An 11,230-nucleotide genomic window follows, 5' to 3' on the forward strand; every position below is an offset into this window, starting at 1 on the left:
TCGGCGGCGTCCTTGGGGGATGGGGATGAGCGCCACGGACATGAAGATTGAACAGGCGGCGCTGGACTGGCTGGTCCGCGTCAACGATCCCGCGTTCGACCAATGGGACGCGTGGGAGGCCTGGCTGGCCGCCGATGCGCGCCACGCCGAGACCTACTGGCGGTTGGCGGAGGCCGAGGGCGAGGCCGTCGAGGCCCTGAAGTCCGCGCCGCCGCGCCGGGCCGCGCCCGTCATCCGACGGGGCGTTCAGTTCCCCCTGCCCCGCCGCGCGGTGATGGCCGCCGCCGTCGGCGCGCTGGCCGTGGGTCTGGGCTGGATCGGCTGGACGCAGACGCCCCGTCCATGGTCGGTCGAGACCGCGCCGGGCGAGCAGCGCACGGTGTCTCTGGCTGACGGCTCGAAGATCACGCTGGACGGGGGCACCCGCCTGAGCATGGACCGGCGCAAGCCGCGTGAGGTGACGCTGGAAGGCGGCCGCGCCCTGTTCGACGTGGTGCATGACGACGCCCGCCCCTTCATCGTCGGCGTGGGGGAAGCGATCCTGACCGATCTGGGCACGGTGTTCGACGTCACCCATCTGCAGAACGGCGCGCGGGTCGCGGTCTCCGAAGGCTCGGTCCGGGTCGATGCGCGCGGCGACACCGCGACCCTGAATCCCGGCGACAGTGTCGTGGCTTCCCCCCGCGGTCTGGAGCGTCGTCCGGTGGATATCGAGGCCGTCGATGACTGGCGCGAAGGCCGACTGTCGTGGAACGGCGAGCGGCTGGACGTGGTGGCGCAGGATCTGGCCCGCGCCCTGAACCGCCCGATCCGGATCGCCCCCGCCCTGGCCGGGCGTTCGTTCAGCGGCAGCCTGAACATCGGACCGGACGCCCGCGATCAGCGCGAGCGGATCGCCCTTCTGCTGGGCGTGACCGTCATCGAGGACGGTGAAGGCTGGCGGCTGGAGCCGTGAGCGTCGCCGCGTGGCTGGCCGCCGGGCTGCTGACGCTGCAGGCCGGGACTCCGCAGAGTTTTGACCTGAGCCCTGGTCCCGCCGTGCCGGCGATCAACCGACTGGCGGCGCAGGCGGGGATCGACGTGGTGATCACCGCCGACCTTTCCGGGCGGCGCACACGCGCATTGAGGGGGCGAATGTCGCCGGAGGCGGCCCTGGACCAACTGCTGGAGCCGTTGGGCGCGCGGGCCGTGCGGATCGGCGACGGTGTCTACCGCATCGAGACCGCGCCGCGACGCCCGGCCTCGCCCCGCCCTGCTTCAACGCCGTCCCCGCCCCCCTTCGTCATCCCTGAACCCACCACGCTGAGTGAGGTGGTCGTGACCGCCGTGCCGCCGGTCGGCCTGCGCGACTCCACCGGCCGCAGCCTGATCACCCCGGGCGCTCTGGAAAGAATAGAGGGAACCGGCGCCAGCGACGCGGTCGCCGATCTGTCGTCCACGGTCGACTCCACCCGTCAGGGCACGGGGCGCAACAAGCTGTTCGTGCGGGGACTGGCGGACTCTGCCATGAACGGCCCGCTACAGGCGACCGTCGGCCAGTATTTCGGCGACCTGCGGCTGGGCTACGGCTCGCCCGATCCCGACCTGACCCTGATCGACATCCGCCGAATCGAAGTGTTCGAGGGCCCGCAGGGGACGCGGTTCGGCGCGGGCTCCATCGGCGGGGTGCTGCGTATCCAGCCGGAGCCGCCCGCCCTGTCCGAACGCTCGGGCCGGATCATCGTCGGCGGCGGCGCCACGTCAGGCGGAGATCCCAGTCACGAGGCGGCGCTGGTGCTCAATCAAGGCTTCGGGGATCAGGCCGCCGCGCGTCTGGTCGCCTATGCGCGGAGGGACGGCGGCTTTCTGAACGACCCGGACGCCGATCTGGACGCCACGGACGGCATCGATACGGTCGGCGGGCGACTGGCCCTGCGCTGGACCGACGGCGACTGGAGCCTTGATCTGGCCGGCGCGGTGCAGACCGTGTCCGCCGACGACTCCCAGACCATTCCGGCCGGCCAGATCGGTTTCAGCCGGTCAGGGCAGGTGCTGGAGCCCTATGAGAGCAGTATCCGGATTCTGGGACTGACCGCCCGGCGCGAGATGGGGCGTTCGACCCTGATCTCCGCCACCAGCATGTCGCGACAAAGCCTGACCGAGCGGTTCGACGCCAGCCAGCCCGGCGATCCCTTCCCCAGCGCGGTGGACCGGCGTCAGAGACTTTTCGCCCTCTCGTCCGAGACCCGGGTGGACTATCGCGCGGACGGCGGCTGGACCCTGTCGGGCGGCGGTAGCGTGGCTTTGGGCGAAACGCGGGTGGAGCGCCGCCGTCTTGACCTGTCCCCGGCGCCGGGTCCGGAGCAGGGCATGGACCTGACCCGCAGCTTCGCCGAACTCGCGGCCTTTGGGGAGGCCGCCCTGTCCCCCAGCCCGGACTGGCGCGTCGCCATCGGCGCACGTTTGTCGGCGGTGCGCATCGACAGTGATATTGAGGACGTGGCGTACGGCGTGCGTATCGCGGATGACCGCCGGGGCATGACCTGGCGACTGACGCCCAGCCTGTCGGCCCGCTGGAACGCCCTGCCCGCCTTCGCCCTGTATGGCCGGTTCGAACAATCGGTCCGTCCCGCCGGGGTCAACGAAGCGAACGGCGCCTTCGCCCGCTATCAGGGCGACCGGGTCACCCTGCTGGAAGTCGGCGCCCGCAGCCGCGACAGCTGGCACGGCCTGTCCGGCGAGGTCTCCGTCGGCTGGGTCGACTGGCGCGATGTGCAGGCGGACATCGTCACCGAAGGCGGCGATCTGGTCACAGACAACGTCGGCGACGGCGTGATCCAGTTCATCGCCCTGAAGGCGGCCTGGCGGCCGCTGGAGACCCTCGATCTGTCCGGCGGAGTTTTCCTGAACGAAAGCCGCCTGACACGAACGCGCTTCAGCACCATCGGCGGCGGCACGACCGACATCCCCAACGTCGCCCCGTTCGGCGCGCAGCTGAGTCTGGATTGGGAGCCGGGCGAGGTGCTGGACCTGCCGCTGAGACTGGGCGCGGACTTCCGTTACATCGGCCAATCGAGGCTGGGCGTCGGCCCGATGCTGGACGTGCCGCAGGGCGGCTATCTGCAATCGGCCCTGACGGCGCGGTGGGGCGACGAGCGACGGGCGGCCGTGCTGCGCGTCTCCAACCCGTTCGACACCCGCGGCATCCGCTACGGCATCGGCTCGCCCTATCAGCTGTCCGAGCCCGAGGCGGCTCCGGTTCGCCCGCTGACCGTGCGACTGACGCTGGAAGCCGCGTTCTGAAGAAAAACGGGTTGAAACCGTAAGGCGTCTGATCGCCGACGGCGTCCTGAAGACAAGGCCGCACTCGTGGCCCCGCCTCCCCCCGGCATTGTCTTTCCGACGACGAGTTTCCCATGTTCAAGACCGCCATCGCGGCCTCCGCCCTTGTTCTGACCGCCCTGCCGGTCGCCGCCCACGCTCAGGATGAAAGCCGCTTCTACGGCAGCGTCGGCTACAGCGCCGTCAGCACCGACCAGGCCGATCTGGGCGCCGTCACCGGCCGCTTCGGCTACAAGATCCTGCCTTGGGTCGGCGCAGAGGCCGAAGCCAGCTTCGGCGTGAAGGATGAGGGCTATGACGTCTCCATCGGCGGCGGCTCGGGCGCTATCGAGCTGAAGCACGACGCCGCCGCCTACGCCGTCGCCTTCCTGCCGCTGGGCGAGAATTTTGAACTGTTCGCCCGCGCCGGCTACGGCACGTCGGCGATCGAGGCCACCTCTTCCGGCGTGACCGTCCAGAGCGACGGCGAAAGCTTCAACTACGGCGTCGGCGCCACCGCCTTCTTCAGAAACGACGGTCTGCGGGTTGACTGGACCCGACGTGACTTCACCGACGAGGGCGCCGGCGAAGCCGATGTCTGGTCGGTCAGCTACGTCCGCCGCTTCTGATGGAAGGGATGGGCGCGCTTTCCGCCCCCGATCAGCGCGCCCATTCTCCCCTTTTCTGATGCACCCCTCATCAGACGATCCGCATCGGCGCGACAGGCGGCTGGCCCAGCTGTATCGCCGCGACCCGCGCGCGGAGGGCCGCTTCTGGTGTTCCGTCGTGACCACCGGCGTCTACTGCCGCCCGACCTGCCCGTCGCGCCATGCCCGCCCCGAGAACATCCGGCTGCACGACACCTTGTCCGAGGCGCGCGCCACCGGCTTTCGCCCCTGCGGCCGGTGCCTCCCGGAGGAGCCCTCATTGCTGGACCGGCAAAGGGCGCTGATCGAGACGGCCTGCCGCCTGATCGACCGGAATGGCCCGATGTCCCATGCCGCACTGGCCGAGGCCACCGGCCTGAGCGCGTCGCAGTTCTACAAGCTGTTTCGCCGGTTCACGGACACGACGCCGACCGGCTGGGCCAAGCGGCGTGAAGGCGAACCCGGCTGGCCGCCGACGCCCCAGTGAAACCTCGCAATCGTCAGGCCCAGGGATCGACGGCGTTGAACGGACCGTGGTGACCGGCGTCGTCGCCGTGGAAGATGTCAAGGATATGCTGGATTTCCGGCGCCGCGTTATGAGCCGCCGCGATCCAGACCGGATCGGACAGACCGTCGTCCAGCACCAGGAAGTCGTCGAACACCGGCGGCAGGGTCTGCGGTCCGAAATCCACCCCGCCCAGATCAAGGAAGGCGTCGTCGATGACGCCCGGCAACACCTGGGCGTCGCCGTAATCCGCCTTGTCGATCAGCTCGGAGGGCGCGGGTGGCGGCGTGTAGCTGAGGGTGCGGGTCGTACCGTCCGCCTCGAACAGCACGGTCTCGATACCGGTCACATAGGTAGAGCCGTCGCGGCCCGGAACGGCGTCAACAATCCGATAGCCGACGCCATCGCCGGTGATGGTGTAGTCGCCGGCGGCGCCGCGCAGCACGACGGTATCATCACCCCGGCCGCCATAGAGGTGATCATCGCCGCCCCCGCCGCGCAGGACGTCGTTCAGGTCACCGCCGTAGATATTGTTGTTTCCGGCGTTGCCCGTGCCGTTGAAGGTCGTCTGGCCGACGTACTCCATGTTCTCAAGATTGGCCGCCATCACATAGGCGCCGATATGAACCTCGACGGTGTCGAACCCTTCGCCCGCCAGCTCCACGATCGTGTCGTTGGCGTCGAGAATGTAGCGGTCGTCGCCCACCCCGCCCTGAAGCGTATTGGCCACGCCCTGACCGCCACTCAGGACATCGTTCCCGGTGCCGCCCAGCAGGGTGTCCCGACCGAGGCCGCCGGACAGATGGTCGTTCAGCGCGCCGCCGACCAGCAGATCGTCGAAGGCGGAGCCGACAATGGCCTCGATATCCACATAGGTGTCGACCCCGCCGTCGCCGTCGTTGAAGGCGGTCATGTAGTCCAGTCGGGCGTGTATCCCCGCCGCGGCGGTGGAATAGTCGGCGGTGTCCATGCCGCCCCGACCGTTCAGGGTGTCGTTGCCGACCCCGCCGCGCAGGACGTCGTTGCCCGATCCGCCGGTGATGACATTGTCTCCAGCATTGCCGTTGCCGGTGAAATCCTGCGGACCGTCGTACCAGAGGTTCTCGACATTGGCGGCCAGGTTCACCAGTGTGAGGGAGGTCCGGACGGTGTCGATACCGCCGCCCGCCAGTTCCACGACCGTGTCGTTGGCGTCGAGATAGAAGGTGTCGTCGCCCGCGCCACCGTACAGCTCGTTGGCCGCGCCGACGCCGCCGTAGATGCGGTCATTACCGGCCCCGCCGATCAGGACATCGTATCCCGCGCCGCCGACCAACAGGTTGTCCTGCCCGTCGCCGATCAACACGTCGTTGAAGGCCGAGCCGTACAACCGCTCGATAGAGTTCAGGATATCGACGCCGCCGTCGCCGTCATTGGTCGCCCGGCCGATATCCAGACGCGCTGTCACGCCGGACGCCGCGGCCGAATAGTCCCCGGTGTCTATGCCGTCGCCGCCGTTGAACACATCGTTCCCGGCGCCGCCGATCAGCCAGTCGTAACCGTCTTCGCCATTCAGGACGTCGTTCCCCGCCATACCGTTCAGGGTGTCGTCGTTGTGCGTGCCGTAGAGGAAGTTGTCGCCCGCATCGCCGGTTTCGGTGATGCCCGGCGCGAACCGGTCATCGGCCATCAGCGGCAAGGTCGGCGGCAAGGCTGTCCCGGCCGGAAGCGCGGCAGTGCGATCAGACAATCCCGGCCCTCCTTGCCTTCGGGTTGGCGTGCGAACGTGGATCAGGAACCGACTTTAAGCACTTCGCGCTTCAGATTTGAACCCGGATCACCGGGAGCCGCCGCGTCAGGCCGCGCTGAGGGCGTCCTGACGCAAGCGATCGGGGTGATTGACCTCGTGGGTGTACTGGGCGGCGCCGGATTCCGGGACCTGCTCGCCCGCACGGTCGGAGATACGGCCCCATTGCGCGTCGATCCGGTCCGCCGCATCAGGCGCGGCGCCGATGTGAACGCCCTGCGTCATGGTGATATGCGCCTGCTCGAACGCCCCCGCCCCGGCCAGCAGTATGGTCCGCGTCGGCGCGCTTTCCGCCGCCAGGGCGACGACGCCGGGGCTGACCAGATCGGTGGACAGGCCGTTCAGATCCTCCTCGGCATAGAGCCCTTCAGTCATCTGCGTCGCCGCGCTGGGCGCCAGACAGTTGACGTGGATGCCGGACTTGCGCCCTTCCAGTGCGAGGGTCTGCATCAGACCGACCAGCGCCATCTTGGCCGCGCCGTAGTTCGACTGGCCAAAGTTGCCGTACAGGCCCGACGAGGAGGTGGTGAAGATCACCCGGCCGTAGCCGCGCTCGCGCATATGGTCCCAAGCGGCCTTGGTCAGATTGACCGAGCCCATCAGGTGCACGTCCAGCACCAGTTCGAAATCGTCCAGGTCCATCTTGGCGAAGGTCCTGTCGCGCAGGATGCCCGCGTTGTTCACCAGAATATCGACCTGACCCCAGTGCGCGATGACGTCCTGGACCATGGCGAAGACGCCGTCCCGGTCGGTCACGCTGCACGGCCACGACAGGGCCTCGCCGCCCGCGGCGGTGATTTCCGCCGCGACCGCGTCGCAGGCGGCGGACTGCAGATCGTTGACAACCACCCTGGCGCCGTAGCGGGCCAGAGCCAGCGCATGACTGCGTCCCAGACCGCCGCCGGCGCCCGTGATGACGGCCACGCGGCCCTTCAGATCGATGCTCATTCTGCGTCCTCATCCCTGTCGCGGACATCGCCGCCCTGCCCCGTTCCGGGCGGCGGCACTCTGCTGATGTTCGCCGAAAGGTCAATATTCACTAGGCGGCGAGTGAGTATTGACGATCTTCTGAATCGGTGAGACGGTGACCTCATGGCGCCGTCAGAGCGCACGAGGAAACATCGAGGGAGGAAGACCATGGGGCGCAAGCTCTGGCTCACCACATCCGCCGCCGTCCTGCTGTGGACCGGAGCCGCGCAGGCTCAGGACGCCGCGACCGCGCAGACCGATCAACAGGACGAGGCCACCACCCTGGGCGAGGTGGTCGTCACCGCCGAGCGCCGCACCAGCAACCTCCAGGAAACCGCCGTCGCGGCCACCGTCCTGTCCGGTGAAAGCCTGGACGACCGGGGTGTCTTCTCACTGGAGCAGTTGCAGTTCGTGGCCCCTTCCACGACCGTCCAGAACTACGGCCAAGGAAATTTCTTCAACGTGCGCGGCATCGGCAAGTCCGAAGCCACCACCGCCATCGGCGTGGGCGTGACCACCTATCGTGACGGCGTGCCGGTATTCCCCGGCTATTTCCAGACCGAGCCCTATTACGACATCGGCGGCGTCGAACTGCTGCGGGGCCCGCAGGGCACCTTCGCCGGCACCAATGCGACCGGCGGCGCCGTCTTCATCACATCGCGCAACCCCGACTTCACGGGCGTGAACGGCTATGTGATGGGGCAGGCCGGCAACTACGATAACCTGAAGTTCCAGGGCGCGATCAACCTGCCGATCAGCGACACCTTCGCCGCCCGTTTCGCCTTCAACAGCGAGCAGCGCTCCAGCTTCCACGACATCACCGGCCCGTACAGCGGCGCCCCGGGCGACATCGACATGAACAGCGTGCGCGCCAGCTTCCTGTGGATGCCGACCGACGCCCTGCGCGTCCTGTTGAAGGTCGACTACAACAGCCTGGACTTCGGCGGTTACCCGGCGGACCCGGCGCTGGCCACCAACGATCCGTTCGAGATCACGGCCAACGGCCCGCACTCGGGCAAGGACGAGACCGCGCGCGTGTCGCTGAACGTCAGCTATGTGCTGGACAACGGCATCACCCTGCGGTCGATCACCGGCTATCAGGACGGCATCAGCGTCTTCTCGACCGATCTGGACGGGACCAGCGCCCTGAACAACACCTTCTACGACCGCGTCGAGGAAGAGGTCTGGTCGCAGGAGTTCAACATCGTCTCGCCGGACAACCAGCGCCTGACCTGGCTGGTCGGCGCCTTCTGGCAACAGGACAAGGTGACGTTCCCGGTCACCACCTTCCCCGAGGGAGCCTACCACGTCGGCTTCCCGGAGGGCGTGCTGGACTACTACATCTTCGGTGAGACGCCGAAGGAGACCAAGGCTGTCTTCGGCCAGATCAGCTACGACATCTCGGACCGGCTGCAGATTCAGCTGGGCGCCCGCTGGTCGGAAAGCACCTCGCGTAATGAGAACGTCTACACGACCTACCCGGCGTTCGGCCTGACCCTGCTCCAGAACGACGAGGTCACCGCCGAGAAGACCACCGGCAAGCTGAGCCTCAACTACAAGGTCGATGACAACAACTTCCTGTATGGCTTCGTAGCGACCGGCTTCAAGATGGGCGGCCTGAACGCGCCGAACTTCTATGTGCCGGCCAGTTCCTTCGGTCCGGAAGACGTGGTCGATTACGAAATCGGTTGGAAGTCGACCATGTTCGGCGGTCGCGTCCGCACCCAGGTGGGCGCCTATTACATGACCTACGAGGGCTTCCAGGTCATCGTCGGCGACCCGGCGGTTCCCCTGTTCAGCTCGATCGTGAACGTGGCGGACGAGACGGTGCTGATGGGTCTCGAAGCCTCGGCGCAGGCCCGGATCAACGACTGGACCGTCGATGTCGGCGCCGCCTTGTCGAAGTCGGAGCTGGGCGAGTTCTACGCCGCCGATCCGCGTATCGCCCGCAGCGGAACCTGTAACGCCGAGACCGGTCCGGCCAGCCCGAATTGCCTCAATCTGGACGGCAACACCCAGGGCTATGCGCCGGAGTTCACGTTCAATATCGGCGTCCAGTACGACGTCCACCTGCCGAATGGCGCGACGCTGTCGCCCCGCATGGACTACGCCCACATCGCGGAATCCTGGACCAGCATCTTCAACAACGAGGCGCTGGGTGATCGGCTGGAGGCCCGCAACCTGGTCAACCTGCTGCTCAGCTACAAGACCGACAACTGGACGCTGGCCGGCTATGTGCACAACGCCACCGACCAGACCTACATCGCCGCGATCAACGCGGGCCTGCGTTACGCCGGACCGCCGCGCCAGTTCGGCGTCAACCTGACGCGGACCTTCTGACCGCGTGGGGGCGACGGCTCCGGCCGTCGCCCCTCCCTGCCCTTCCTCCCCCCTGCCTATCGACTGGACCGCCGCTTCAGGATGACCGCCTTTCTCCCCGCTCCGATGCAGGACTACGCCCTGACCGTTGATCGCTTTCTGGATCATGGGGCGAAGTGGCACGGGACCGCGCAGGTGGTTACCGCGAGCGGGCCGGACGGCGACGACGCCTTGGGCTACGCGGGTCTGCGCGACCGTGCCAACCGCCTGTCCGGCGCCCTGCTCGATATGGGCCTGAAGCCGGGCCAGAAGATCGCCACCCTGGCCTGGAACACCCGGCATCACGTTGAGGTCTGGTATGCCGCCATGGGCGTCGGCCTTGTCTGCCACACCCTGAATCCCCGCCTGACCGTCGCCCATCTGGCCGCCATGGTGGCCAAGGCGGACGACCGCGTACTGGCCGTCGGCGCCGGGCTGCGCGACATGGCCGAGGCCCTGATGGACGCCTGCCCCTCGCTGGAACGGCTGATCCTGCTGGACGGCGAAACGGCCGAGCCGGGCCGCAAGGACATCTGCGATCTCGAGAGCCTGCTGGCCTCGCGTGGCCGTCCCGCGATCTGGGGCCAGTTCGACGAGACCGCTCTGGCGGGCCTGTGCTTCACCTCGGGCACTACGGGCGCGCCCAAGGGCGTGGCCTACACCCACCGCTCCAACTACCTGCACACCCTGCGCGCGCTGCAGGCGGACTCCATCGCCCTGACCGCCCACGATACGGTGCTGGTCGCCGTGCCCATGTTCCACGCCAACGCCTGGGGCTTGCCGTTCGCGGCGCCGGCGGTGGGCGCGACCCTGGTGCTGCCCGGACGGGTCACGGACGGCGCCAGCCTGGCCCGCCTGATTGATCGGCATCAGGTCACGGTCGCGGTCGGGGTGCCGACGGTCTGGCTGGGCCTGCTGGACCATCTGGACGCCACCGGCGGCCAGACCCACAGTCTGGAGCGCATCATCATCGGCGGCTCCAGCTGCCCGGACAGCCTGCTGCGCCGGATGGAAAGCCGCTTCGGAGCCACGGTGCAGACCAGTTGGGGCATGACCGAGCTTTCGCCGCTGGGCGCTATTTCCCCCCGCACCGATCAGCCGGGCGCGACGCGCGGTTCGGGACGGCCGCCCCTGGGTCTGGACCTGCTGCTGACAGACGCCGACGGCATCCCCCTGCCCGACCAACGCAACGGCGTCGGGCGCCTGAAGGTGAAGGGCCAGAGCGTCGTGAACGCCTACTTCGGCGCGGCCGAGCCGGCCGTGGATGCCGACGGCTGGTTTGATACCGGCGACCTTGCCTCGCTGGACGACGACGGCAACCTGACCCTCGCGGGCCGCTCCAAGGACCTGATCAAGTCCGGCGGTGAATGGATCAATCCGGTCGAGATCGAGGACATCATCGGCGCCCTGCCGGGCATCGGTCTGGTGGCCGTGATCGGACGGGCTGACCCGAAGTGGGGCGAGCGTCCGCTGATGGTCATTGAACCCGCGCGTGGACAGGAGATCGCCGACACAGACCTGAAGGCCGCGCTGAAGGGACAGGTCGCGGACTGGTGGATTCCCGAGCAGGTGGTCCGCGTCGACGCCATGCCGCTGGCGGCGACGGGCAAGATCAACAAGACCCAGCTTCGCGCCACCTATGGAGGCGCATAGGATGACCGCCGT

At 68.0% G+C, this 11,230-nt stretch carries 8 protein-coding genes; 6 read left to right on the plus strand and 2 right to left on the minus strand.

The window, feature by feature from the left end; translation table 11 throughout:
- Window positions 1–25 precede the first annotated feature (25 nt).
- From FKQ52_RS11715 to FKQ52_RS11730, 4 genes are all read left to right on the plus strand, one after another.
- Complete coding sequence (locus FKQ52_RS11715; RefSeq protein WP_141627342.1) at window positions 26–955, plus strand: FecR domain-containing protein; 930 nt, start codon at window positions 26–28, stop codon at window positions 953–955.
- A complete protein-coding gene (locus FKQ52_RS11720) occupies window positions 952–3,282 on the plus strand; it encodes a TonB-dependent receptor (protein WP_141627343.1) in 2,331 nt (776 codons plus the stop codon). The genes FKQ52_RS11715 and FKQ52_RS11720 overlap by 4 nt, the downstream gene beginning before the upstream one ends.
- A gap of 113 nt (window positions 3,283–3,395) precedes the next feature.
- Window positions 3,396–3,929 carry a porin family protein gene (locus tag FKQ52_RS11725; protein WP_141627344.1) on the plus strand — a complete coding sequence of 178 codons (534 nt, stop codon included), beginning with the start codon at window positions 3,396–3,398 and terminating at the stop codon, window positions 3,927–3,929.
- Window positions 3,930–3,987: 58 nt separating this feature from the next.
- On the plus strand, window positions 3,988–4,434 hold the full coding sequence (locus FKQ52_RS11730) for a methylphosphotriester-DNA--protein-cysteine methyltransferase family protein (protein ID WP_168196848.1): 447 nt from the start codon (window positions 3,988–3,990) through the stop codon (window positions 4,432–4,434).
- A gap of 13 nt (window positions 4,435–4,447) precedes the next feature.
- Here FKQ52_RS11730 and FKQ52_RS11735 read toward each other — a convergent pair whose 3' ends face one another.
- Entirely contained in the window at window positions 4,448–6,181 is a 1,734-nt protein-coding gene (locus FKQ52_RS11735) for a calcium-binding protein (RefSeq protein WP_141627346.1), read from the minus strand.
- Window positions 6,182–6,286: 105 nt separating this feature from the next.
- Window positions 6,287–7,186: an SDR family NAD(P)-dependent oxidoreductase gene (locus FKQ52_RS11740; protein ID WP_141627347.1), complete on the minus strand. Its 900-nt coding sequence runs from the start codon at window positions 7,184–7,186 to the stop codon at window positions 6,287–6,289.
- Window positions 7,187–7,375: 189 nt separating this feature from the next.
- On the opposite strand from FKQ52_RS11740, the gene FKQ52_RS11745 reads away from it, so the two are divergent.
- Together FKQ52_RS11745 and FKQ52_RS11750 are read left to right on the plus strand one after the other, a co-directional pair.
- Complete coding sequence (locus tag FKQ52_RS11745; protein WP_168196849.1) at window positions 7,376–9,547, plus strand: TonB-dependent receptor; 2,172 nt, start codon at window positions 7,376–7,378, stop codon at window positions 9,545–9,547.
- 81 nt (window positions 9,548–9,628) lie between these two features.
- Entirely contained in the window at window positions 9,629–11,218 is a 1,590-nt protein-coding gene (locus FKQ52_RS11750) for an AMP-binding protein (protein WP_240811637.1), read from the plus strand.
- Window positions 11,219–11,230: the final 12 nt, after the last annotated feature.

The organism is Brevundimonas sp. M20 (genome assembly GCF_006547065.1).
Lineage (GTDB): Bacteria > Pseudomonadota > Alphaproteobacteria > Caulobacterales > Caulobacteraceae > Brevundimonas.

Excerpts from the sequence above, each read along its gene's own strand:
- FKQ52_RS11715 (WP_141627342.1), top strand. The coding sequence starts at position 26 with ATGAGCGCCACGGACATGAAGATTGAACAGGCGGCGCTGGACTGGCTG.
- FKQ52_RS11725 (WP_141627344.1), top strand. The coding sequence starts at position 3,396 with ATGTTCAAGACCGCCATCGCGGCCTCCGCCCTTGTTCTGACCGCCCTG.
- FKQ52_RS11730 (WP_168196848.1), top strand. The coding sequence starts at position 3,988 with ATGCACCCCTCATCAGACGATCCGCATCGGCGCGACAGGCGGCTGGCC.
- FKQ52_RS11740 (WP_141627347.1), bottom strand. The coding sequence starts at position 7,186 with ATGAGCATCGATCTGAAGGGCCGCGTGGCCGTCATCACGGGCGCCGGC.
- FKQ52_RS11745 (WP_168196849.1), top strand. The coding sequence starts at position 7,376 with ATGGGGCGCAAGCTCTGGCTCACCACATCCGCCGCCGTCCTGCTGTGG.
- FKQ52_RS11750 (WP_240811637.1), top strand. The coding sequence starts at position 9,629 with ATGACCGCCTTTCTCCCCGCTCCGATGCAGGACTACGCCCTGACCGTT.